Genomic DNA, 24,250 nt, shown 5'->3' with positions numbered 1-24,250 from the left:
GTTTGGGTTTTATTCAATATCTTCTTTATTAAATATTTGTTGCATTGCTTTATGTAATTCACTTACTGATAAATGTGGTTTATCTTGTGAATCGGTCATTACAATTACTTCTGGGTAATGTTCAGGTTCACTTTGCATCCTAGAAATGATGCTACCATATTTTCCAATTCCCTTTGCTTTGTGTGGGCCTTGTCCAAAGACTATGTATTTGTATGTTTGAGAGTCTCTAAATTTATCAAAGTTAATACTCGTAATCTTCTTATAATCTAATTCTAGTTCTACTCTATCTTCAAGTTTATAATCACTAAGAACTTTTCTGATTATATCCTTAGAGATATCCGTACCTGCACATAAGAATATTCTCCATTCGTCTCTAACTTCCTTTTCATCAAACGAAATACCAAGTATACTTAACAAGCTATCTAATGTACTTTTATCTTCTGTTCGATTAGCAATGAAAATTCTTGATCTAAGATTATTAATCGATTCATTAACATGGTCCAACTCATCCTGACTTAATAGCATCTCATCACTCCCAACTTTGGTTCTTAAAGAAACTATCTAATTCTAGTTGTTTCTTTTCTACTTCTTTTAAAGCATATGAATAACTATCTACTGCTACTAAATAATCTACTGCAATTCTGTTCTGTTCTTCTAGTTTAATGTTTGGTATTTTAAGCTCAAGAAGATTCTTTTTATTAAGATTAACTATTGTTGATCCTGTTTGAGCATTCTCTAACAATTTAAGTCCTAATGGTGTATTAAGAAATACTTTCAGAAAATGTGGATTGTATTTCTCTTTGTCAATTCTAAGCACCATCACATTTCCAAGTGGAACTGTTACTCCTTTTAAAATGGATTTATCATACACTGACGTTTTGATTTTGGATCCTTTTGCAGAGATTATAAAATCTCCATCTTCTAGAATATATCTTTGATATCTTATACCTTCTGGATTGATTGTGTCTAGGTCAGAATCAATAAAGTGTTCTGAGATATTTCCTAGAGATAACAATTGGATACTTCCTTCAGTACCTTTTTTTACTATTTTTTTCTCATAATCCCTTGAAGAAATTTGGATACCTCTGAAAGTATCTTCTATAATATCTCCAACAGTAATAAAATCATCTAGTTCCCCAACAAATTCATACCTTTTCTTTAACAGAACATAATCATTTTCTCTTAATGAATCTAATGAAATATGTGATTTTTCTGACTCATATAAACTCATGATTTTATCAATATCAAAATCGCTCAAGTATTTATTGTGACGTTCTTTAGAATATATTTCTGACGCATCAACCATTTTTATGAAACTATTCGTATTGTTTCCAAAAATCAATAAACTACCTTCAATACCTGTATGTCTTCCAAGTAATCCACTTGATAAATTAATAACACCTTCAAGCATATTGTTTTCTATGATTGTTTTTCTTATATCTTCATCTACAGTCTTGAAAAGTGTACCATTTGATACTATTACTACTGCTCTACCAGTATCTTTCAAACTGCTAAGTACTTTATTGACGAATAACCATTCTGTGGAGTTTGCTCTCAAGTAGCTACTGATGATACTATCAGAACTATGAATGCTTTGTTCAACGATTTGTCTTTGGACTCTTAACCCTAGAGGAGGTGAACTAAATACATAATCATATTTTTCATTTCCTAAATCAGTAAGAACATTTGCTCTATGTACATTGTTGTTTATACCCATTATCAAACTCAAAGCTTTCTGAATATAGGTGTTACTATCATTTAACTCATATGAATCAATTTTCGTAGTTCTATCGTTTTTGTTAAATGTGTTGAGAATAAATGTACCATATCCTGAACATAAATCTACGAAAGAACCTCTAATATCACCAAATAGTCTTTGAGAAAGCTTAGTTAAATATAGATTAGTAGTAGCCTCACCGATTTCAAAATGATCAATATCCAGTAGTTGCTCAATAATATAAATATAACTATTTGAATCAAACTTTGATAACTCGTTCAACACCAAATCCAAATCATTCTTTTTAAAGGTATTAAAATATGGTAACGATTCAAAATAATCTAGCACTTCAAGTTCTTCTTTTGTAATATTTTTGGTCTTCAGATGGTCTCTATTAATCTTTACATTTCTTATATCCGCATTATACTTATCGGATATATAATAAAGAAAGAACACAGATACAAAAACATCAAACATTTCTCTTTGAGAATGATACCCTCTTATAACATTACTAATATTCCAAAACAATTGCTTAATTTTATTTTCCAAAACACTCACTCCTCGTTTTTTTTGGTTTTCCTATACCAAAATTGTATCACACCCAAATATTTTTTGTCAACAACTTTTTGGTTTTTAATTACCAAAATATTTGAGATATTATAAATATCTCTTTTTTTGACCCAATCCCTATAAAACTAAAAAATCATCACTATAGATGGTGACTTCTATTTCCTTCAAAACTTAGAATGGCTCTATTACAATATAAAAAGGCCTGATACAAATTGTATCAAACCTATGCTTTCAATATGGAGCAGGTGAAGGGAATCGAACCCTCATAGTCAGCTTGGAAGGCTGAGGTTCTACCATTGAACTACACCTGCGTTAGACGTAAAAATATGATAACATACTCTCGCCTATTTTGTCAATATATTAATACTAGTTTTTTTCAATAATTCTTAACTTAGCGCTATGTGAACGATTATTATCCTCAAGTTCTTCATCTTCAGCAATAATTACTTTTTTATTGACCAAATTAATAATAGGTTTTTCATCAGGAATGATAGCTAAACCTTTTGGAATTTCAATAGTAGATAAGCTTCTAAATAAATTTTTACATATTCTATCTTCTAAAGAATGAAAAGTTATTACAGCCATTCTTCCGCCAGGCTTTAATATATCAATAGCATTTTTTAATGATTCTTCTAAAATACCTAACTCATTGTTAACTTCAATTCTCAAAGCTTGAAAAACTTTTTTTGCAGGATGCCCCTTTTTATTTAATACTTTTTGAGGTAAGGCAGATTTAATAACTTCTACTAAATCAAATGTTGTTTCAATTTGTTTTTTTTCTCTTTCAAGAATAATCTTTTTCGCAATGATTCTTGAAAATTTCTCTTCTCCATATTCAAAAAAAATCTTTACCAACTCATTAAAAGAATATTCATTAATAATTTGTCTAGCTGTTAGACTTTGACTTTGGTCCATTCTCATATCTAATAAGTGGTTAAAACGATAAGAGAAACCTCTTTCTGGGGTATCAAACTGAAATGATGATACACCTAAATCAAAGACTATTCCATCAACCTGGTCAATACCTATATCTAATAGTCTTACTTTTGCATTTAGAAAATTATCATTAATAGCAAAAAAATGTTTGTATTTTGACAATCTAGCTGTCGCTTTTTGAATAGCAAATTCATCTTGATCAAAACCTATAAGTTCTCCATCCTCAAGTCTTTCTAATATGGCTTCAGAATGACCACCACCACCTAGAGTCATATCAACGTAGATTCCTGAAGGATTAATATTCAAATTTTCAATAGTTTCTTTTAATAAAACTGGTATATGTTTTTCCATAATCTCACCCAATTAAGTATATCATATTTTAGGTAAAAGAAAAACGTTGAAATATCAACGTCTCTTTCTTTTATTCAGCTTCTACTTCTTCTTCAACAGGTTGAGATACTACTTCTTTATCTTTGTAGAAACCACAAGCTTTACATACTTGATGTGAAAGTGTTACTTCACCGCAGTTTGGACAAACTGTCATTGCTGGAGCATGTAATTTAAAATGAGTTCTTCTTTTTCTTTTTCTTTGTTTACTCACTTTTCTTTTAGGAACAGCCATATTATTACCTCCTTATTTTTTTAACTTAGCAAAGGGACTGTTTTCAAGAACCTCTGTTTCATCTATTGTATCCTTTTCTTCATGAAATTCTTTATCAGCATCAGGACTAATCACTCTCATAGGTTTTTCAGTAATAATTTCCGAAAAAATATAAGGATTTAAATCAATCGTAATACCTTCGATAAGATGAATATCATCATCGTCATTTGTTTCAGAAAAATATAAGTCTGTATCAAAATCTAAATTTATTTTGACTTCCTTTAAAGTTATAGAACATAACATAGTTAATATAGTTTGAACTTTTAAATAGAAAGCATAAACATCTTCAGCTTTGATATACTCATAATATCCCTTAATCGATGTTGACGATATATCAATCAAATCAACAAAATCATCTGATAAGAAAGCTTTCAAATCAATGACTTGATCAATCTCATTATCGCTGTAAACTTTTTTCTTGAGCTCATGAATTGTCCATTTCAATTTAATCACCTCATCACAGCATTACAATTATACTTTTTTTGTTTGTAATTGTCAAGAAAAACATCATTCGAATCAGGTCAAAATAATAATCATAATAGTTTGAAAGAATTGATATATGCGTTATAATATTGGTGAAAATACTTTTAGAAAGAGGTCGTCAATGAAAGTTGAAGAAATTAAGAAAAAATTATTAAATGTTATGGACCCAAGTTCAAATGAATCTCTTGGTGAAGTTGATGCCATCAAGCATGTTGGCATAGATGATAATAACACTGTCATACTCATTGTTGAAGTGGCTGATAAAGCCACTGAATATACCAAGCAAATTCAAAGGGATATAGCAAAAATAGTAAAATTAGATTTAGGATTTGCTGGCGTAAAAATTGAATTTCAAAAAAGAAAAACTAGAAATAAAAACGCTAAAACCTTATTAATCGCTTCAGGAAAAGGTGGTGTTGGAAAATCAACAGTCACTGCCAACTTAGCCTATGCTTTAATGAGAATGGGGAAAAAAGTAGCTATTATAGATGCAGATATCTATGGTGCTAATATGCCTAAAATACTTGGCGGAGTCGGTCACCAATTATTGGCAGATGCTGATAATAAAGTATTTCCTTTCGAAGTAGACGGAATCCAAATGGTTTCAACAGAGTACCTAGTCGAAAAAAATAGAGCCCTTATGTTACGAGGTCCAATGCTCGGAAAAATTTTAAAAATATTTTTTGAAGATACCTTATGGAATGAAGAAATAGATTATTTTCTAGTAGATTTACCACCAGGTACTGGTGATGTGATGATGGATATTAAAAACTTCTCAGAAGATGCAAAAATGGTCTTGGTCACCACTCCTCAAGAGAGTGCAGCACACATAGCGATAAAAGCTGGTTACGCAGCTAAAGATTTATCACAAGATCTTTTAGGCGTCGTTGAAAATATGTCTTATTATGAAGTCAATGGTGAAGACCACTTCATATTTGGAAAAGGTGGGGGCCAAAAAGTTGCTGATGAACTTATGGTTGAATTATTAGAAAAACTTCCAATAGTACCCTCAGATAAACCTATATATAAAGAATCAGATGTTGCAGGAATGATCTACTTAAACCTTGCTCGTAAGATAATGAAACTCTATTAAAAACCATAACGGCTAACATAAGTTAGCCGTTATCTTTTTTTTGTAATTTAGTTAAATATTGTTCGGATTTTTGAAGATATGTCAAGGCATCTTTATATCTGTTTTTCAATGATAAAATATCGACAATTTCATTACATATCAATTGATAATAAAATATATTTTCGTTTTTCTTGAAAAACTTTAAACATGAGTTAACCAAATAGTCTTTTAAAAACATTAAGTCATTATTCTTTTCGAATGTTAGTAAATTAACATAATCAAACTGCAATGCAGAACGATAATGATTGCTTGATAAATATTCCTTACATTGTGTATATAATTCTTGATTCTTTTCTTTAATAGCTTGCTTAGCTTGCAAATATGTTAAGAAAGCAATTGCATCATAGGCTTCTTTATCAATCATATCCTTGTATTTGCCATATTCTTTATTTCCAATAGCTCTAACTAGTAAAAACTCAGTAACAAGGTCTTGATCAAGATCCTTGATGAATTGTTCTAAATTATATATATCCAATGATTGTCGTTTATACTCTAAAAATAATAATTTATATAAAGTCAATTCATTTAATCTTGTTATATTCGTAGTATTCATCAAGTTCTTTGTAAGGTTTGGTAGTATATCCCATGCCTTATCAAACAAATGTAGTCTACCATAAATAACAAATTTAATATATTCAATCATAATAGAAACCTCTGGATAATCAGAATGAACTACTATGATAGATTCAATGATGAACCTAGATAATTTTAACTGCTTTAATCTCTGTAATAAATCAGCTGAGAAAATTAAGAAGATTTCAAAACCTAGATCGTCCAATGAATTTAGATAATCTAATAGTTCATTATATAATTGATAGGCTTTTGAATATTCTTTACTTAATATTAAATAACCTAATCTTACAACTTCTATAACTGCTTGAAAATCAATATCAGCTACTTTATCAAATATTTTTTTGTAACCATCTAAATCTTTGTAATAATATAAGACTATTATCCTTTCTAAATAATATACTAATTCCTCGGGTCTTGCATATTGATTCTTTGGAATGTCTAATCTCTCCATAATTTGAAACAACTGATCTTCACCCATAACAATTTGATTGTTTTCTGTTTTTGAAATGTAAGTGTTGGAACATATAGCGTTTGCAACATATTCCTGAGTTAAGTTTAACTCCAACCTTCTTTTTTTTATCACCTGCCCATAAAACAAATGATAGTGTTCGTAAACTTCATATTTTCGTCTTGAAGCAAAAGACAGTACTGCATTAATCATAAATTCCTCCTTAGTAAATTTTTTCAGTCTTATAAATTATAAAACATATTGAGAAAATTTCAAGAGGAAAATTTTGAGTATATTTGTTTATTTTTAAACTGATTCAGAGAAAAGCCCTTTAAATAGACAAAAAAAGCCGTTGATTAAATCATCGGCATTTTACAAACTTTTAGCAATGGACATGTCTTACATTGAGGATTTCTCGCTTTACAAAAATATCTTCCAAAGTGAATAAATTGATGATGCAATCTAATCCATTGATCTCGATCGTATATTTTCATAAGTTTATTTTCAACTTGTAAGGGAGAATCTCCCACTTTTGCTAGCCCAAGTCGAATCGAAACTCTTGATACATGAGTGTCCACAGCAATGCGAGGTATTTTATAATATTCTGCCAAATATACGTTAGCAGTTTTTCTTCCGACACCAGGTAGTTTTTCAAGAAGTTTTTGGTCTTGAGGTATGACACCCTGAAATTCATCTATAATCATTTGAGCTAGTTTCTTTAAATTTTTTGCTTTGTTTCTATATAAACCTATTGTTTTAATATAAGACTCTAAGACTTTAATATCTGCTTTGGCATAATCTTCTAAACTTTTGAAATCTAAAAATAATTTCTTGGTAATCTTATTAACAGCTACATCCGTGGTTTGAGCACTCAACATAATGGCTATTAATAATTCATAATTTTTCCGATAATTTAATTCGATACTAGCATTAGGGTACATTTTACTAATTTGGTCTAAGATAAAATTCGCTTTGTCTTTTTTTGTCATGATTCTAGAAAATCCTTCAAAACTTTTGATTTTTTTCGTTGAGTTTTAATAGATTTTTCATCCTTTACTTTTGACTTTTTTAGTAAAATTCCATCAATATAACTAATCGATGTTTTCCCTGATTTTACTGCTTCAATAATGGCATCTTTTATTTGAAATTTGTCATACCGATAATCTTTAATCCACTTAATGATTATCTCTACTTCAATTGGCTTTAATTGTCTTTGTAATTGAGTTTCTAATATTTCTGCAATCTCATTTTCATCTGTGTCTGAAGGATTCTTTGCTTTAACAATTTCAGCTTCAATATGATGTTTGTAGTAATCAATAATTTTTATTAAGGTTTGATCTAAAGAAAAACTTTCCGTGGTTAAACCTTGTTTATTTTCAATAATTTCAAAAGAAAGATAATCTCTTTGCATCATAGAGTTTAACAAATCTGTTGTTTCCTCTACAGATAAGGATAAATGTTCAGTCAAAACAAGAGGATTAATTGAATGAATTCCTTTATGTTTTAATGAGTTTAGTTCCATCAAGAAAAAGGCTTCGATTTCTTTAAGCCCTATTTGACGATATGTTTTTTTTAGTAAGCGATCGAAATCTAATAAGTGATCTTCAATCAACTTTTTTATAAATAATAAGTCCATTTTAAAGTTCCTTATCAGTTTCAGCCAACTTTTTTAAAGCTGAAAAAGCCGCTTTTTGTTCAGCTTCTTTTTTAGTTTTCCCCTTGCCTTCCCCCATGATAATATAATCATCAAGATATACTCTTGAAATAAATTCTCGATCATGGGCAGGGCCTTTCTCTGAAACTATTTCATATTTTAAAGTTCTTTTATCGGATTGAACTAACTCTTGTAATTTACTTTTATAATCATCGTCATCTTTGTTTAAGTCTTTTTTTACATGTGGAAAAACAATTTTATTTAGCACTTTATAAGTTTCGTCAATACCCCTATCAATATATATTGCACCAATAAAAGCCTCAAAAGCATCTGCTAAGATACCGGGCTTTGATCTACCTTGTGATAATTCTTCACCTTTACCTAAAAATAAATATTGACCCAAGTCAAAGGATTTAGCATAATCAACGAGGGCATCTTCACATACTTCCTGTGCTCTTTTTTTGGTTAAAATGCCTTCAGACTCTGGGATGTGATCGTATAGATATCTACCCACAGCTAAATCTAATACAGCATCACCAATAAATTCTAGTCTCTCATTACTTAAAGTGTTATTTTCATAAGCATAAGATGAATGGGTTAAAGCTCTAATTAATAAATTCTTATTCTTGAAGTCTAAATCAAAGAGCTTCTGTAAGTCATTCAGTTTCTTGTCCAAATGTTTCACCACTTTCTTCTTTAATATAGTCTTCAACTATTTTGAAAACTTCTTTTCTAACGATGTTAGCTGCTTGCCTAATTGCATTATAAAAACCATAGGCTTTAGAAGCCCCTTGCGCCTTAATTACAGGCTTTTTAAGGCCATAAATTACGGCTCCACCGATTTCTTCAGCAGAAAGTTGTTTTTTAAATTCACGTAAATTCTTTTTTGCTAAAAGTCCAGCTAATTTACCAAAAAATGAACTCATTAAGTTCTCTTTTAGTAATTTACCCATAGATTTAGCAGTACCCTCAATGGTTTTCATAACAATATTAGCAGTAAAACCATCACTAATTAAAATATCACAATCAGGTTCTAGAATTGTTTTCGGTTCTATATTCCCTGCAAATTCAAATAAATTAGTTTCTGAAAATAATTGATATACTTCTTTATCTAAATCTCTACCCTTACTTTTTTCTGTTCCAATATTAATAAGTCCTACTCTGGGATTATTAATATCTAATATTTTATTGGCATATATCGTCGCAAAATATGCTTGTTGAAGCATATGTTCTGGTCTTATTTGTAAGTTAGCCCCAGTGTCGAGCAGAATTGCTTTTCTATGATCAACCGTAGGAATCACTGGTGCAATAGCAGTGCGTTTAAAACCTTCCATTCTTCTAACGATAATATGGGCTCCAGCTATTAAAGCTTGAGTCGCTCCACTAGATACTATGGCTTCATTTATCTCATCCGATACGCTTTGTAATGCCCTCACCATTGAAGCATCTTTGTTTTTCCTGATGGCAGCGATTGGATTCTTTTCATCCATTGGAATTACATTTTCACAGTGTTCTATGTTTATTCGTGTGTTATCAGTTAAATACTTCTTAATTTCTGTCTCATTTCCATATAAAGTAAGTTCTATATCATTTATTTGTTTTACGGCTAACATTGCGCCAAGAACTTGTTCTTTAGGTGCATAATCTCCACCCATTGCATCTATAGCTATTTTAATCATAAGTACACCCCTTCTTAAATTAAAGTATATCATATTTTAATCTAAATGGTAAGATTCTATTGTTTGAAATACTTTATCATATAATTCTTTTGATTTTTTATCTTCACTTGAAATAATTTTCTGAGCATCTTTAAGTGCATTCTTTAGTAATGCTTCATCCTCAATTAAATTTGCAAAATTAAATTTAGGAACACCTGCTTGATTATTACCAAATACCTCTCCTGGTCCTCTCAACTTTAAGTCATACTCACTAATTTTAAAGCCATCATCAGTATTTTCTAATATACTTAACCTGTCCAAATCTTCAAGACCATCATCAACAATCAAACAACAATATGATTGTAAATCACTTCTTCCAATTCTTCCCCTTAACTGATGAAGTTGAGCTAAGCCAAAAGTATTTGCGTTCATGATTAGCATAGTCGTTGCATTATCGACATGAACGCCAACTTCGATAAGGCTAGTAGAGACAAGAATTTTGATTTGATTCTTTTGGAATCTATTTAAAATTTTTATTTTATCTTTATCGCTTAATTTACCATGTAAAATGTCCATCAAATTCGGATCAAATTTCTTGCTTAATAATTGATATACTTCTTCTGTAGAAAATCTATTTGAGTTTTGACTTTCCTCAATGAGTGGGCAAACCACATATACTTGATGATTCAAGTTAATTTCTAGTCTTATTAATTGATAGATTGACTTTATTTGAGAATATTCATATACTTTGGTAATTATGGATTTTCTCCCTAATGGTTTTTCTGTGATTTGGGAAATATCTGAACTTTCAAAAATAGATATTGCTAAAGATCTTGGTATTGGTGTAGCTGACATTAACAAGAGGTCGGGATAATATCCCTTTTGCCTTAGTTTTTTTCTTTGTTCAACGCCAAATCGGTGTTGTTCATCAATAATGGCCAAACCTAAATTTAAAAATTCGATGTTTTCTTGAATTAACGCGTGAGTTCCTATAATAATATCAATTTTATGATTAGATATATCACTTAAAATTTGCCTTTTCTCTTTTGCAGGACTTTCACTCGTAAGTAATGCAATATTTACATTATATGTTTTTAAATATTTTTCAAAAACAAGATAATGTTGATGGGCTAAAACAAGAGTAGGAGCCATAATTGCAACTTGTGATTTAGCTGATACAACGGCTAAAGAAGCTAAAACTGCGACAATAGTTTTTCCTGAACCTACATCCCCTTGTAATAGTCGATTCATTTGTTTAGAAGATCTTAAATCCCTAAAAATTTCATTTGTGGCTTCTTTTTGTCCTTTGGTAAGTTCAAAGCCAATTTCTTTAATAAAATCTTTTACAAGGTCAATATTATAGTGTTTAATAAAACTTTGAGAAGACTTTTGAAGTCCTTTTATCAGTTCAATCCTTAGGGCAAATAAGATTAATTCCTCATACTTTAAACGATAGATCGCTCGACTTAATTCCATTTCATCATTTGGAATATGAATATATCTAATAAGCTGATTGATAGGTTCGAGTTTTCTACTAACTAAGAGTTCTTTAGGTAGTGTTTCATTTATAAGAATATTATCAATCAGTAATTGATGAATCACTTTTTTGATCCGTCCATCATTTATATCTCCCAATTGATATTGGGCGATGATTCCTTCTTCATAATTCTTTTCTAATACGATATCACTAGCTGTGAAAGCATTAAATCGCTCCTTAAATCGACCCGTTACCACAAGTTTAACCGATGGATATATTTGACTCGATAAATAATGTCTATTAAAAATATCTATTCTAAATGATTGTCCTTGACTTTGGGCTTTAAATGTAAGTTTACTTAAGTTTTTTCTAAAGAAAAATATAGTTGCTTTGCTTAGGACTTCCACATCTATACTTACAACTTGATTAATCTTGACTTGTTCAATGGGTGTCTTTTTTTGAATTTTATATGATTTAGGAAAACATAACAATAAATCTTCAATCGAGTTGATTGAAAGATCATTTAATTTTTTAATTGTTTTAGGCCCCAACCCATTTACTTTTTCTAAATCACTCATAAGTTTCACCGCATTAATCTTTAATAAATATTATAACATTTTTTCGCTATTTTTTTTACACAAGACAAAAAAAAAGAAGGCATCGCCTTCTTAAGTATTTTTACTCAACTGAGATAATATAAGAATAAACTTCTTGTCCACCATTAATCAAGTCGACTTCTAATTCATAAGTATCTTCTATATATGCAACCAACTCATCAATTTCGTCATCATCTACATTGACGCCATACATGATAGTGATGATTTCTGAACGTTCTTCAACCATTGCATCAACTAAAGCCTTTGTGGCATCTAATCTATCAGGAATTGAATGGATAATCTTTCCATCTAAAATACCCATAAAATCATCTTTATTAATCTCTACACCATTGTTTTTACTATCACGAATGGCATAAGTGACTTCACCAGTTTTTACTTTATCTAGATAAGATGTCATCTCACTAATATTAGTTTTAATATCTTCAGTAGCATCAAACATCGTTAAAGCAGAATATCCTTGGGCAACAGTCGTTGCCTTTAAAACATGAACAGATCTATCTTCAATCATGTCTCTTGCTGCTTCGGCTGATAACATAACATTCTTATTATTTGGAATAATAATGATGTTGTCAGCGTTGATTTTTTCAGTAGCCTTTATAAATTCTTCAACAGATGGATTCATAGTTTGCCCACCATCGATAATATAGTCACAACCCATTTCAATAAAAGTTTCTTTTAACCCATTACCATTAACAACAGCGACAATGGCATATTTTTTCTTTAATGCCGGAGCTACAGACAATGAATGATCATGTCCACAACCACAATCATCTTGATGATCTTGATCTTGATGAATCAAAACCTCTGTATGTTGTAAAGTCATATTTTCAATTTTAATATTAATGAAAAATCCATAATATTGAGCTAAATTCATAGCATCTCCAGGTGTTTTTGTATGAATATGAACTTTAAGAATATTATCATCTTGAACAACCACTAATGAATCACCTAGTGGGCTAATCATATCAATAAATTTCTTTTGTGAAAATTCACTCATTTTATCAATTTGCATAATAAACTCAGTACAGTATCCGAAATGTTCTCCATCACCTATGTGGGTGTTTTGAATTTTAGTTGAGCCAACCTTATAACTTTCATCTGTCACTGAATCATCAGGATAAATCTCACCTAACAATGCTTTTTGCATACCTTCAACGACTTCAATGTAACCAGCTCCACCAGAATCAATAACACCTACTTCTTTTAGTACAGGTAATAATTCAGGTGTTCTTTCAAGAGAGGCTCTAAGTTCTTTTAAATAAATCTCAAATAATTCTTCATAATCCTCTAAGTCTTTTACGACAGAAACTACTCGATCAGCTGCTTCTCTGGAAACAGTTAAAATTGTCCCTTCAACTGGATGTATAACTGAAGCGTAAGCTTGTTCCACACCTCTTCTTAAAGCATGACCAAAATCAGACATGTTGGCTTCAACAAGTCCTTCTAAACCCTTAGCAATGCCACTAAATAATTGCGATAAAATGACACCAGAGTTTCCTCTCGCGCCCATTAACATACCTCTTGATAATACTTTAGCTACTTTGCCAATTTCTGTTTCTTCAGTTTCTCTTAATGCATTTGCACCAGCAAGCATTGTTGCTGACATATTTGATCCTGTATCTCCATCTGGAACAGGAAAAACATTAAGATCATCGATTCTATTCATATTGATTTTTAATTTAATTGATCCATTAATAATTAATTTTTTAAATAACTTACCATCTAGTGATAATGTTGACATATATAAAACCCCTTATTTTTATAATAGATGCGTCGTGTTAGACCTTTGATAAAAAGCATAAGCATTATACCATATGAATTTTAAAAATGCAATATATTTGGTTTTGACTCATTATTCGAATTTCTTAGATATAATACTTGATTTATTTGTAATATATGATAAAATGGTATTGCTGAAATTTAACAGAAACGGAGTGATATCATGCCAAGAGTATGCAGTGTGTCAGGCAAAAAATCTATGTCTGGTAATAATCGTTCGCACTCATTACAAGCTACAAGAAGACAATGGAAAGCGAACTTACAAAAAGTAAGAGTTATAGATGAAGATGGTCAAGTAAAACGAGTATACGTTTCTGCTAGAGCATTGAAAAGCGGTAAAATACAAAGAGCATAAATATAACTGATAATAAAGATGCGAATAGCATCTTTTTTATTTTTATTGGCTAATGACAATTATTGAGCTTTCCTATATAATGGTATTAAGGAGGTAATTCAAATGAAAATGATTCAAACTGATAATGCACCTAAAGCCATTGGCCCTTATTCTCAAGGCGTCATGGCAAATGATACTCTTTATGTATCAGGCCAAATACCCTTTGTTCCAAGCACAATGACACTTGTGGGTGAAGATATCCAATCGCAGACAAAACAAAGTCTTGAAAACATTTTAGGGATTGTTGAAGCTGCAGGATTAAAGAAAGAAAACATTGTTAAGTGTGGAGTGTTTTTAAAAGATATGTCAATGTTTACCCTAATGAATGAAGTCTACCAATCTTTCTTTCAAAATCATAAACCAGCAAGATTTGCTGTTGAAGTTGCAAGACTACCAAAAGATGTGCTCATAGAAATTGATGCTATCGCGTGTAAATAAGTAAAGAACCTACCAAGTAGGTTCTTTTTTTATTGATTAGCAATAATATCTTTAACAAGATCTATTGGAATTGAAAAGCCCATTCCCTCTATTTCTTCATCAGCATATTTTAAGACATTAATACCAACAACCTCTCCTTGAAGATTAAAAATCGGACCACCACTATTTCCAGAATTAATGGCAGCATCATGTTGGATGTAAGTAATTGTTTCGCCACTGACACTTCTATCTAAACCAGCCACAACACCAAAAGTAATTGAATTAAAGAAATTAAAACCTTGGGGATGTCCAGCAGCTAGGATTATTTCACCCTTTTGTAAATCGCTTGAAGATCCAAGAATGGCCGCTGATAGACCCTCAAGACCTACACTTGAAAATGATAGAATGGCGATATCTGCTTCTTCATCATATTTAAGCAAATTAGCAACTACTGTTTCTTCATTTTCAAATCTTACTTTATAGTTATTACCATCTTCAACCACATGATAGTTTGATATTATATAATAAATTTGATTAATGTCATCATAGTCATAAATAACAGCTGACCCAACTGCTTGTCCTGCATTATCTAAATATGTTTCGACACCCACAACGGATTGATTAGCAATTTCAACAACATCATAAATTTGATTTTGTGTTAGATCATTAACCATGCTAAGTTCAGTAAAACGACTATTCAAACTAGCTTCAATATCCGCGTAAATTTGAGTATATAAGTCTTCATCGACCTGAGATAATATATCTTGATATATGTCTTCATAAACATCTTGATAAATTTCTGCGTATACTTCCTCTTCAATTTGATTAAGTAAATCATCGTAACTTGTATAAGTATAAGTTCGAGATGTTTCGCTTATGTTTTCGCTTGTGTTTTCAGTGGTAATATCAGTCGTTGTTTCTGCCGACAAAGAAATAATACTGAAAGTCAAAAGGCTAATAAAAACTAAAGAATAGATAAGAAGTTTTTTCATATTATTCACGACCTTTCAAAACTATATCTGTTAATGTTATATACTGACCATTTCTATAAACAACAATGTCAATGGTGTCTCCCACCAAATACTGACTAAATTCTTCAACAAATTGACTTGTACTTTCAATAACTACATTTCCAATTTGTGTGACAATATCACCTGCAAGAACATAACCATCAACTGAAGATCCTGATACCACAGACTGAATATAAAATCCTTGATTAATATTTTCAGGAATGATTTGTTCCTCTGCATTAATAACATCTTTATTTTGGTAAATATCTATAAAGGTTATACCCAACATCGGTTTTCTTTTTGATTCACCATAAAGTTCAATATCACCTGCAATTAACTCCACTAAATTTGATGGAATAGCGAAGCCCATACCTTCAATTGAGTAATCAACTATTTTTAAAGTATTGATCCCAATAATTTCACCTTCGAGGTTAAATAAAGCCCCCCCACTATTACCAGCATTTATAGCAGCGTCATGTTGAAGATAATTAACAAACATGTCTCTGGTGCCATCCTCGTCAATATCAAAGTAACGGTTAATACCAGAGATAATACCAAAAGTCATTGTGTTAAAATAATCAAAACCTGATGGATTACCTACTGCAGTGATAAATTCACCCTTTTGTACCCCTGATGAATCACCAAATTCAGCAGTTTGAAAACTTTCTTCAGATATAAATCTTAATACAGCAATATCTACTAATTTCTCAACACCTAAAACTTCAGCTGATATTAAAGTTCCATCTCCGAATTGTACCTCAACAGATACTGCATCCTTCACAACATGTTCATTAGTAATAATATAGTATTGATTACCATCCTTTTTATAGATAACCCCTGAGCCTGTTGAGTTAATTTCTCCATTGAGATTCAAATTATTAACACCTACAACTGCTTTAGCTGTGGTCAATGCAAGATAAGTCATCCTATCAAAAACAGTAAGAGCTTGTATTTCGATATCTCCTGACTCTATCTTACTTAAAATATCATCTCTAATATTTTGATAAATTAATTCTACTTCTTCTTGACTAATATCTTCAGCGATTTGAGATTTAATTTCATTATACAAGTCACTATAAATCCTATTATAAACACTATCATATACATCGTCATGCAATTGATCATAATCTATAGTTATTTCCTCACTAGTATTTGTGTTGGTTGAAAAATCTGTTGTGTCTAATGGCAATAATATAGAACAACCACTGAGCACAAGTGCGGATGCTATTACCAAGATTAATATAATTTTTTTCTTCATTGTTTATCTCCTACTCTCTGGTCTTCAGACATAATCACTAATAATTTACCTTTAGAAAAAGATAAATCACCACTTCCTTCATTAGAAACCGATAAAGAATCACTAGTTGAAAGATAATAGTTGTCCAAACTATATTTAAATCCTTTTAATTGCAAATCATAAACATCTTCAATAGCAAAAAAAGAAATATATTTTTTAAAATTATCAATATGGTGCTTTCCTTTATTCAAGATAAACATATAATGATAATCATCCTTTAACGAAAATCTGTATTTTTTCATCAAATTCAAATTAGCGATAAAATGATCAATTCTACCACTAATGCCACCATAGACTTCAATTTGCTTATAATCATAATTTTCATAAACATATTCTAAGGCATATGCCAAGTCAGTCTTATTTTTTCTTTTTTCTAAATGAATAATCTTCTTACACTTACCTTTTATTTTATTATAAGTATCTGGATTAATTGAATCAAAATCACCTACAGCTAAATCGATATCTTTATGAAAATCAAGCAGATATTCTAATCCCGAATCAACTCCTATAATGAATTCATTCACCTCTTCAAAATACAATCTATGAAAATGATAGTCATTGGGACCAATGACTATTTTAATTTTATCAAACATTTTCTAATTCCTTAATTATTTGATTTCTATTGCTTTGGTTGAAAATAAAAGACCCAACAACAATCACATCACAGCCAACATTTTTTACCATCTTAGCTGTATCAAACTGAATACCTCCATCAACTTCAATAAGATATTCATATTTCTTTTGTGTTCGTATATTATTTAAATAGTTAATTTTATCTAAGGCATTAGGAATGAATTTTTGTCCACCTTTACCAGGTTCTACTGACATAATTAATATCAAATCAAGATATTCAAGTAAGTCATCTAATACTTCCACACGTGTATTAGGTTTAATAGAAATTCCAGCTTTAACACCCTTAGATTGAATGTATTGAATTAGTTTTAGCGGATTATGACTTGCCTCATAATGGAAAGTAATATAATCTGCACCATTTTCTATATAATTATCAACATATTTTTCAGGCTTTTCAATCATTAAATGACAGTCAAAAACCTGATTTGAAAATTCACCAATGGTTTTCAACATTTGGTGATCATAAGTTGTATTAGAAACAAACAATCCGTCCATGACGTCAAAGTGAAGCCATTTAGCTTCATTAATTGATAATATTTCTTGCTTAAGTTTACTAAAATTTGAACTTAAAAATGAAGGTGCACAAATCATTATTTATCCCTCCTATACTTTGGTTTAATTGCTTTTACTTCTTCATAGATATTTATGTAATCTTCATATCTTTCTTTAATTATTGTACCTTTATCTACTTGTTTTTTTATTTCACACCCAGGTTCGTGGATGTGACTACACTCATTAAATTTACACTTATGAGATAATTGGAAGAAATCAATAAAGTAATATTTAATATTCTCTAAAGTTAAATCTTGAAATTCTAGATTTGAAAAACCAGGTGTATCTGCTATATAACCTTCTCCAAACTCAATCAATTCAACATGCCTCGTTGTATGTTTTCCTCTGCCTAGCGCTTTTGATATTTCATTAGTCCTAATATCTAATTTAGGATTCATAGCATTTAAAATTGATGATTTCCCTGCCCCTGTTTGTCCAGCAAGAACATTAATTTTGTTTTTGGTTATTTCTTTTATGGCATGTAAGTTATCTTGGGTTTTTGAACTTGTATAGATAACAGGATAAAATTTTTCATAATAAGCCATCTTTTCTTTTAAATCACTGAGTTCATTGTCTGATAATAAGTCTACTTTAGTCATTATAATAATGGTATCAATATGGTTGGACTCTATCAATGTAATAAATTTATCTAAAAGTAAAAAGCTGAAATCTGGTTCTTTGACTGAATTCACCAATAAAACTTGGTCAACATTAGCAATGAAAGGACGATATAGATCATTTCTTCTTTCATAAAGTTTCGTAATGGAATCTTCATTAAAATCAACAACATCACCAACCTTTAATTGTACATTTCTATGCCTAAATATCCCCAAAGGTTTCAAAGTGAATCTTTGTCCCTCATCGTCTATGACCGTATATAAACCACCTATAAGTTTTATTATTCTACCTTTTTTCAAATATATGCCTCCAATGATCACTTTAAAGTTATTATACCATAATTCATGTTGAGGATAAACGAATTAAGTTGAAAAAAAGAAGGCTAGGCCTTCTTTAAAACTTTTCTGTATAACGTTTGAAATATGCTTGAGGATAATCACAAACTGGACAAATCTTTGGTGCTCTTGGTCCAAAATGTAAATGACCACAATTTGAACAAATCCAAACTTCAGCTTCGTTATCCGACATAAATTCTTTGTCGTTTTTTAATCTATCAATTAATGCTAAATATCTTTCTTCATGTCTTTTTTCTATTTCAGCAACTTTTCTAAATAAGAAGGCAATTTTTTTAAATCCTTCTTCTTCAGCAACTTCAGCAAATCCTTTGTACATATCTGTCCATTCATAATGTTCCCCATCCGCACCATCTACTAAATTTAGATCAGTGGCAGGAATATCACCATCATGTAATAATTTAAACCAAATACGTGCATGTTCTCTTTCATTTACTGCAGTCTCTTCAAAATATTCAGCGATATCTACATACCCTTCTTCTCTTGCTTTTTCAGCATAATAAGTGTATTTATTTCTCGCCATTGACTCCCCAGCAAAAGCTTCTTGCAAGTTTTTTTCCGTGCGACTTCCTTTTAATTCCATAATGTCCTCCTATAAAAAATTATTTTATTTTTATTCATCACCAAAAGTGATGCCAATATCTCTAGCTGCATTCACTAAGTCACCGTGAGGATTTACAATTCTAGCTCCACCACGACTAGTTTCACCAATTTCACCAGAACCTACAACTTCTTCAATTCTTACCGAACTCATGGTATCATTTTTAATAATCACCATGCGGCCAAACTCATTCTTCTCTATCATATCAATTGCATATGACCCATATTTTGTGCCTAAAATTCTATCGAATGTATTGGTTACACCACCACGTTGGATATAACCTAAAGTGGTCACACGAATATCTTGACCAGTGATTGGTTTTATTACTTTTTCTAATTCACTAGCAACCACTTCACCGACACCACCTAGTTTGACTGAATCAGGGCTGTCTTTGTCAATCTTCTTAATGGTTACCTTACCATCTAGAGGTTTTGCTCCTTCTGATACACAAATAATTGAGAATTTTGACCCTCTTTTATAACGATCCAATACTGTTTTAGCAACAGAATTAATATCATATGGTATTTCTGGTATTAAAATAACATCAGCTGACCCCGCAATTCCGCCTTCTAAAGCTAACCATCCAGCATTACGGCCCATAACTTCAAGAATCATAACTCTATCATGAGAATAAGCTGTCGTATGTAAAGCATCTAAACTTTGCATAATATGATCTAAAGCAGTTCTATAACCGAAAGTAATTTCAGTTGCTGGCACATCATTGTCAATTGTTTTTGGTATAGCAACAACATTAACACCTTTTCTTCCGAAATCTCTCGCAGAAGTTAAAGTACCATCACCACCAATAATTACCAATGCATCTATATTATGTTTTTTTAAGTTTTGAACTGCAATATCAGAAACATCTTGATAAACAACCTTACCATCCTTGTCTTCAACAGGGTAGTTAAATAAGTTGTCTTTATTAGACATTTTTAAAATGGTACCACCTTGATGAAAAATACCTCGGACTGTAGTTAAATCCATTTTTATATAATCATCCGTATAAAGACCATGATAGCCGCCCTTAAATCCGATCACTTCATAGTTATATTTTAATATCGCTGATTTTACAACCGCTCTGATTACAGCGTTTAATCCAGAACAGTCTCCTCCTCCTGTGAGAAGTGCGATTTTTTTAATTTCTTTTTTCATTTTTTTTCTCCTATCTTCACATTATTTTACCAAAAAATAGCCTTTCAGTCAATGTTTATTGAAGGCTCTCTCTTTCCTTTTTAAGTCTTAACTGCCCACATGCTGCATCAATATCACTACCAAGTTCTCTTCTTAAAGTGGCGTTAATTCCTCTTTTTTCTAATTGTTGATAGAATTTTTGCGCCCTAATCTGATCCGTTTTTTTGTAATCAAAATCATCCACAGGATTATAAGGAATTAAATTCACGTATGCATTTATTCCCCTAATTAAATCACTCAATTCATTGGCATGACTTATATCATCATTGACCCCTTTTAAGAGTATATATTCAAAAGTTACCCTTCGATTAGTCATATCCACATAATCTTTCACCGCTTTAATCAATTCATTGATTGAAAACACCTTATTAATCTTCATTAATCTAGATCTTATTTCATTATTGGGTGCATGTAGACTAATGGCTAAATTTGATTTAATGACTTCTTTAGCATAATCATATATTCTAGGCACAATACCACATGTAGAAACTGTGATATGTCTAGCACCAATTTGAAAACCATGTTTATAATTAATGATGCGTATGAAATCCATCACATTATCATAATTATCAAAAGGCTCACCTGTTCCCATAACAACGATGTGCGTTACTTTGACTTTAGAATGATGTTGAATTGAAGCTACTTGATTTACCAATTCTGCAACACTTAAGTCTCTTTTTTTTGTGATAATACCTGATGCACAAAAAGAACAACCCATAGAACAACCTACTTGTGAAGTTACACAAACAGATTGACCATAATCATAGTTCATTAAAACTGTTTCAATAACATGACCATCATGCAATTTAAATAAATATTTTTCAGTCCCATCTTGTGCAACTTGTTTATTTACAACATTCATGTAATCGAAAACGATATTTTCTACTAGAAAATCTCTTAAGGCTTTTGATATATTGGTCATTAACTCAGGGTTTGTAACATTTTGTTCATAAACCCATTTAAATATTTGATCACCACTGTAAGATTTAAAACCATTGTTCATCAACAATGATTTTAGTGATTCAATGGTAAGATCGTAAAAATGTTGTTTCATAAAATCCTCTTCCTTGTTGTTCACTCTAAGTGAACAGTCTTTATTGCCTTAACACTGCTTGATGTTTTTCAGCTAAAGCCTTAATGATGCGTTTGACCATTTGATCAACTTCTTCTGTCTCTAATGTTTTTTCATTGTTTTCAAATATTAATTGCAAGGCAACAGATTTTTTACCATTCTCTAAATGTTGACCTTGGTATACATCAAAGACTTGGACTGTTTTTAATGAATTGTTTGATATTTGATAAACAGTATCTATAAGATTTTTTGCAGGTATGATTTGATCTACAAGCAAAGCAATATCTCTTGATACACTTGGATATTTTGAAATAGGTTCAAAGCTTTTGACTTGTTTTTCATGAGAAGCATAAATAACATCTAACTCAAGTTCGAATACATAAATATCTTTAGCATCCAAAACTTTCTCTTCTTCAGGATGTAATTTGCCGATAAAGCCACAATATTGATTTTCAATATAAATTTCAGCTGATATTCCTGGATGCAAATTAGGAATCATCTTATTTGAAAGTCTATAATCAATATTTGAAATCTTTAAATCTTGGAAAAATCTTTCTATAAGACCTTTAATTAGGTAAAAATCAACAGGATTCATCTGTTTTTGCCATAAAGAACCCATGTAATTTCCATGCATCAAACCACTTAATAACTCAAGCTCATTTTCTTGACTATATCGTTTTCCAATTTCAAACAAGAAAATATCAGAAATTTTTCTTGCATGATTGTATGAAAAAACTTCTGTTAATGCAGGTAGAGTAGAATGTCTTAAATATTCTCGATCTTTATTTAGTGGATTCATAATTTTTACTAGACTAATAGGTTCTCTATCATATTTCTGAGCTGACTCGAGATTAGTAAGTGAATAAGTATTGGTTTCATGAAAACCAAGACTTGTAAACAATTGACGAATCTCTCTTTTAAACATTTGTTTCTTAGTCAATCTTCCTTGTGATGGTGTTAAAGGTAAACTGGTTCCTATTTTATCATAGCCATATATTCTGACAATTTCTTCAATAATGTCTTGATATGAATCAAAGCCTAATCTCCTAGCTGGTATTTTAACAGAAAACTCTTTATCTTTTCTTTTATACTCAAAATCTAATCTTCTTAAAATATCCTCAACTTCTTTGATCGTAAAATGATGACCTGTAACTGTATTTAATTTTTCTAAACTAAGATAAAAATCTTGGTTTTTTTCATCCATATGATTGTAATAAGAAGGTTGACCCATCACTTGACCTTTGGCTAGGAGTTCAAACAATTCACAGGCTCTATCTAAAGCTTCTTTGGTAAGTTCTGAATTGATTCCTTTTTCATAACGTGAAGATGACTCACTCTTTAAATTCAACCTCTTTGATGTTTTACGAACTGAAACAGGATTGAAAACAGCTGATTCTAATAGAATTGATTTTGTGTTTACATCTACTTCGGTTTCAAAACCTCCCATAACTCCCGCCAGTGCAATTGGTTTTTTTCCATCAGTAATGACTATATCTGTTGTAAGTAATTTTCTTTCAGTTTCATCTAAAGTTAAGATTACTTCATCTTCTTTTGCATTTCTGACAAGAATCTCTTGTGAATTTACTTTTTCATAGTCAAAAGCATGAAGGGGTTGCCCATACTCTAACATCACATAATTGGTTATATCGACAACGTTGTTAATAGGCCGTATGCCTGCAGATAAGAGTCTAGATTTTAACCAATAAGGGCTGTCTTTAACTTGGATGTTTTCAATTATTTGACCATAATATATTGGTGCATCTTTCGTTTCTGTTCTTATTTCTAATTTTGCTTGAGATGATTTTCTATGGACTTGAGGTTTTTTTATTTCTAGTTCAATATCAAGCATGGCTTTAACATCGTAAGCAACACCTCTCATCGATAATAAATCTGCGCGATTAGCAGTCAAGTCTAGGTCTAAGACCCAATCATCAAGCCCCATATATTTTAAAGGATCTTGTCCAATAGGTGCTTGGTCATCTAATACATATATTCCTTTTTCAGATTTATCAAAGTCTTGTACACCTAACTCCGCCAAAGAACAAATCATTCCATTTGATTCAACACCACGAATTTTCGCTTTTTTAATCTTAAAATTACCTGGTAAAACAGCACCTGCCAAAGCAACAATAACCTTCTGTCCTGCATCAACATTTGGCGCACCACAAATAATTTGTAAAGATTCATCTCCAACATTAACTTGACAAACTTTTAGCTTATCAGCGTTTTCATGTTGTTGAGCTTTCTCAACATAGCCTATGACTAAATGTTCGGCTTGCACTAAAGGATAAAGAGCTTCAACTTCTTGACTCATTAAATTGAAACTTGTCTTTAATTGATGAGGATCTAATGTCTCATTAAAATAATTTTTCAACCAATTGATAGATACTTTCATTTTCGGCCT

At 30.8% G+C, this 24,250-nt stretch carries 24 protein-coding genes and 1 tRNA gene; 3 read left to right on the top strand and 22 right to left on the bottom strand.

The window, feature by feature from the left end; translation table 11 throughout:
• Positions 1–9 precede the first annotated feature (9 nt).
• From HF295_RS00345 to HF295_RS00320, 6 genes are all read right to left on the bottom strand, one after another.
• Positions 10–525: a hypothetical protein gene (locus tag HF295_RS00345; protein ID WP_312031855.1), complete on the bottom strand. Its 516-nt coding sequence runs from the start codon at positions 523–525 to the stop codon at positions 10–12.
• 4 nt (positions 526–529) lie between these two features.
• Positions 530–2,266, bottom strand: coding sequence for an N-6 DNA methylase (locus HF295_RS00340; protein WP_312031854.1), 1,737 nt, complete (start codon positions 2,264–2,266; stop codon positions 530–532).
• 258 nt (positions 2,267–2,524) lie between these two features.
• Positions 2,525–2,598: transfer RNA gene (locus tag HF295_RS00335), tRNA-Gly, on the bottom strand.
• Between the two features lie 55 nt (positions 2,599–2,653).
• Positions 2,654–3,574 carry a 16S rRNA (cytosine(1402)-N(4))-methyltransferase RsmH gene (gene rsmH / locus HF295_RS00330; protein WP_312031853.1) on the bottom strand — a complete coding sequence of 307 codons (921 nt, stop codon included), beginning with the start codon at positions 3,572–3,574 and terminating at the stop codon, positions 2,654–2,656.
• 70 nt (positions 3,575–3,644) lie between these two features.
• Positions 3,645–3,845: a 50S ribosomal protein L32 gene (gene rpmF, locus HF295_RS00325; RefSeq protein WP_312031852.1), complete on the bottom strand. Its 201-nt coding sequence runs from the start codon at positions 3,843–3,845 to the stop codon at positions 3,645–3,647.
• A 12-nt stretch (positions 3,846–3,857) separates the two neighbouring features.
• Positions 3,858–4,328 (bottom strand): YceD family protein, encoded by a 471-nt coding sequence (locus HF295_RS00320; RefSeq protein ID WP_312031851.1) that lies wholly within the window; start codon positions 4,326–4,328, stop codon positions 3,858–3,860.
• A gap of 160 nt (positions 4,329–4,488) precedes the next feature.
• Between HF295_RS00320 and HF295_RS00315 the strand changes: the two genes are divergently transcribed.
• On the top strand, positions 4,489–5,460 hold the full coding sequence (locus HF295_RS00315; protein WP_312031850.1) for a P-loop NTPase: 972 nt from the start codon (positions 4,489–4,491) through the stop codon (positions 5,458–5,460).
• Between the two features lie 22 nt (positions 5,461–5,482).
• Here HF295_RS00315 and HF295_RS00310 read toward each other — a convergent pair whose 3' ends face one another.
• The 7 genes from HF295_RS00310 to HF295_RS00280 all read right to left on the bottom strand — a co-directional run bounded on the left by HF295_RS00310 (position 5,483) and on the right by HF295_RS00280 (position 13,667).
• On the bottom strand, positions 5,483–6,733 hold the full coding sequence (locus tag HF295_RS00310) for a helix-turn-helix domain-containing protein (protein WP_312031849.1): 1,251 nt from the start codon (positions 6,731–6,733) through the stop codon (positions 5,483–5,485).
• A 143-nt stretch (positions 6,734–6,876) separates the two neighbouring features.
• The gene (nth, locus tag HF295_RS00305; protein WP_312031848.1) at positions 6,877–7,509 is read right to left on the bottom strand and encodes an endonuclease III; all 633 of its coding nucleotides are present in this window, start codon (positions 7,507–7,509) and stop codon (positions 6,877–6,879) included.
• Positions 7,506–8,156 carry a DnaD domain-containing protein gene (locus HF295_RS00300; RefSeq protein ID WP_312031847.1) on the bottom strand — a complete coding sequence of 217 codons (651 nt, stop codon included), beginning with the start codon at positions 8,154–8,156 and terminating at the stop codon, positions 7,506–7,508. Before HF295_RS00300 ends, nth begins: the two co-directional genes overlap by 4 nt.
• Before the next feature lies 1 nt (position 8,157).
• Entirely contained in the window at positions 8,158–8,859 is a 702-nt protein-coding gene (gene rnc / locus HF295_RS00295; protein WP_376739669.1) for a ribonuclease III, read from the bottom strand.
• A complete protein-coding gene (plsX, locus tag HF295_RS00290; RefSeq protein ID WP_312031845.1) occupies positions 8,831–9,853 on the bottom strand; it encodes a phosphate acyltransferase PlsX in 1,023 nt (340 codons plus the stop codon). Before plsX ends, rnc begins: the two co-directional genes overlap by 29 nt.
• Positions 9,854–9,889: 36 nt before the next feature.
• A complete protein-coding gene (gene recG / locus HF295_RS00285; RefSeq protein ID WP_312031844.1) occupies positions 9,890–11,887 on the bottom strand; it encodes an ATP-dependent DNA helicase RecG in 1,998 nt (665 codons plus the stop codon).
• Positions 11,888–11,987: 100 nt separating this feature from the next.
• Positions 11,988–13,667 carry a fatty acid kinase ATP-binding subunit FakA gene (locus HF295_RS00280; RefSeq protein ID WP_312031843.1) on the bottom strand — a complete coding sequence of 560 codons (1,680 nt, stop codon included), beginning with the start codon at positions 13,665–13,667 and terminating at the stop codon, positions 11,988–11,990.
• Positions 13,668–13,868: 201 nt separating this feature from the next.
• Here HF295_RS00280 and rpmB point away from each other — a divergent pair, with 201 nt between their 5' ends.
• Positions 13,869–14,060, top strand: coding sequence for a 50S ribosomal protein L28 (rpmB, locus tag HF295_RS00275; RefSeq protein ID WP_312031842.1), 192 nt, complete (start codon positions 13,869–13,871; stop codon positions 14,058–14,060).
• 102 nt (positions 14,061–14,162) lie between these two features.
• Positions 14,163–14,537 carry a RidA family protein gene (locus tag HF295_RS00270; RefSeq protein ID WP_312031841.1) on the top strand — a complete coding sequence of 125 codons (375 nt, stop codon included), beginning with the start codon at positions 14,163–14,165 and terminating at the stop codon, positions 14,535–14,537.
• Between the two features lie 29 nt (positions 14,538–14,566).
• Here the strand turns inward: HF295_RS00270 and HF295_RS00265 are convergent, their stop codons facing one another.
• The 9 genes from HF295_RS00265 to pheT all read right to left on the bottom strand — a co-directional run bounded on the left by HF295_RS00265 (position 14,567) and on the right by pheT (position 24,241).
• Positions 14,567–15,508, bottom strand: a complete 942-nt coding sequence (locus tag HF295_RS00265) for a S1C family serine protease (RefSeq protein WP_312031840.1) — start codon at positions 15,506–15,508, stop codon at positions 14,567–14,569.
• A 1-nt stretch (position 15,509) separates the two neighbouring features.
• On the bottom strand, positions 15,510–16,784 hold the full coding sequence (locus HF295_RS00260; protein ID WP_312031839.1) for a trypsin-like peptidase domain-containing protein: 1,275 nt from the start codon (positions 16,782–16,784) through the stop codon (positions 15,510–15,512).
• On the bottom strand, positions 16,781–17,416 hold the full coding sequence (locus tag HF295_RS00255; protein WP_312031838.1) for a thiamine diphosphokinase: 636 nt from the start codon (positions 17,414–17,416) through the stop codon (positions 16,781–16,783). The genes HF295_RS00260 and HF295_RS00255 overlap by 4 nt, the downstream gene beginning before the upstream one ends.
• Positions 17,409–18,047: a ribulose-phosphate 3-epimerase gene (gene rpe, locus HF295_RS00250; protein ID WP_312031837.1), complete on the bottom strand. Its 639-nt coding sequence runs from the start codon at positions 18,045–18,047 to the stop codon at positions 17,409–17,411. Before rpe ends, HF295_RS00255 begins: the two co-directional genes overlap by 8 nt.
• On the bottom strand, positions 18,047–18,925 hold the full coding sequence (gene rsgA, locus HF295_RS00245) for a ribosome small subunit-dependent GTPase A (protein ID WP_312031836.1): 879 nt from the start codon (positions 18,923–18,925) through the stop codon (positions 18,047–18,049). The genes rpe and rsgA overlap by 1 nt, the downstream gene beginning before the upstream one ends.
• Positions 18,926–19,019: 94 nt before the next feature.
• Positions 19,020–19,562, bottom strand: a complete 543-nt coding sequence (gene rbr, locus HF295_RS00240) for a rubrerythrin (protein ID WP_312031835.1) — start codon at positions 19,560–19,562, stop codon at positions 19,020–19,022.
• A 30-nt stretch (positions 19,563–19,592) separates the two neighbouring features.
• The gene (locus HF295_RS00235) at positions 19,593–20,735 is read right to left on the bottom strand and encodes a 6-phosphofructokinase (protein WP_312031834.1); all 1,143 of its coding nucleotides are present in this window, start codon (positions 20,733–20,735) and stop codon (positions 19,593–19,595) included.
• A gap of 55 nt (positions 20,736–20,790) precedes the next feature.
• Positions 20,791–21,828, bottom strand: coding sequence for a dual-specificity RNA methyltransferase RlmN (rlmN, locus tag HF295_RS00230; RefSeq protein WP_312031833.1), 1,038 nt, complete (start codon positions 21,826–21,828; stop codon positions 20,791–20,793).
• Between the two features lie 40 nt (positions 21,829–21,868).
• Complete coding sequence (pheT, locus tag HF295_RS00225) at positions 21,869–24,241, bottom strand: phenylalanine--tRNA ligase subunit beta (protein ID WP_312031832.1); 2,373 nt, start codon at positions 24,239–24,241, stop codon at positions 21,869–21,871.
• Positions 24,242–24,250: the final 9 nt, after the last annotated feature.

The sequence above is a fragment of the Hujiaoplasma nucleasis genome, assembly GCF_013745115.1.
GTDB lineage: Bacteria > Bacillota_I > Bacilli_A > Izemoplasmatales > Hujiaoplasmataceae > Hujiaoplasma > Hujiaoplasma nucleasis.
The sequence above is the reverse complement of the archived record's forward strand: the minus strand, read 5'-3'. Positions and strand labels throughout refer to the sequence as shown.

Bases quoted from the DNA above. Each gene is read 5' to 3' on its own strand.
- HF295_RS00345 (WP_312031855.1), bottom strand. From the start codon at position 525: ATGCTATTAAGTCAGGATGAGTTGGACCATGTTAATGAATCGATTAAT.
- rsmH (WP_312031853.1), bottom strand. From the start codon at position 3,574: ATGGAAAAACATATACCAGTTTTATTAAAAGAAACTATTGAAAATTTG.
- rpmF (WP_312031852.1), bottom strand. From the start codon at position 3,845: ATGGCTGTTCCTAAAAGAAAAGTGAGTAAACAAAGAAAAAGAAAAAGA.
- HF295_RS00315 (WP_312031850.1), top strand. From the start codon at position 4,489: ATGAAAGTTGAAGAAATTAAGAAAAAATTATTAAATGTTATGGACCCA.
- HF295_RS00310 (WP_312031849.1), bottom strand. From the start codon at position 6,733: ATGATTAATGCAGTACTGTCTTTTGCTTCAAGACGAAAATATGAAGTT.
- nth (WP_312031848.1), bottom strand. From the start codon at position 7,509: ATGACAAAAAAAGACAAAGCGAATTTTATCTTAGACCAAATTAGTAAA.
- HF295_RS00300 (WP_312031847.1), bottom strand. From the start codon at position 8,156: ATGGACTTATTATTTATAAAAAAGTTGATTGAAGATCACTTATTAGAT.
- plsX (WP_312031845.1), bottom strand. From the start codon at position 9,853: ATGATTAAAATAGCTATAGATGCAATGGGTGGAGATTATGCACCTAAA.
- recG (WP_312031844.1), bottom strand. From the start codon at position 11,887: ATGAGTGATTTAGAAAAAGTAAATGGGTTGGGGCCTAAAACAATTAAA.
- HF295_RS00280 (WP_312031843.1), bottom strand. From the start codon at position 13,667: ATGTCAACATTATCACTAGATGGTAAGTTATTTAAAAAATTAATTATT.
- rpmB (WP_312031842.1), top strand. From the start codon at position 13,869: ATGCCAAGAGTATGCAGTGTGTCAGGCAAAAAATCTATGTCTGGTAAT.
- HF295_RS00270 (WP_312031841.1), top strand. From the start codon at position 14,163: ATGAAAATGATTCAAACTGATAATGCACCTAAAGCCATTGGCCCTTAT.
- HF295_RS00265 (WP_312031840.1), bottom strand. From the start codon at position 15,508: ATGAAAAAACTTCTTATCTATTCTTTAGTTTTTATTAGCCTTTTGACT.
- HF295_RS00260 (WP_312031839.1), bottom strand. From the start codon at position 16,784: ATGAAGAAAAAAATTATATTAATCTTGGTAATAGCATCCGCACTTGTG.
- HF295_RS00255 (WP_312031838.1), bottom strand. From the start codon at position 17,416: ATGTTTGATAAAATTAAAATAGTCATTGGTCCCAATGACTATCATTTT.
- rpe (WP_312031837.1), bottom strand. From the start codon at position 18,047: ATGATTTGTGCACCTTCATTTTTAAGTTCAAATTTTAGTAAACTTAAG.
- rbr (WP_312031835.1), bottom strand. From the start codon at position 19,562: ATGGAATTAAAAGGAAGTCGCACGGAAAAAAACTTGCAAGAAGCTTTT.
- HF295_RS00235 (WP_312031834.1), bottom strand. From the start codon at position 20,735: ATGAAAAAAGAAATTAAAAAAATCGCACTTCTCACAGGAGGAGGAGAC.
- rlmN (WP_312031833.1), bottom strand. From the start codon at position 21,828: ATGAAACAACATTTTTACGATCTTACCATTGAATCACTAAAATCATTG.
- pheT (WP_312031832.1), bottom strand. From the start codon at position 24,241: ATGAAAGTATCTATCAATTGGTTGAAAAATTATTTTAATGAGACATTA.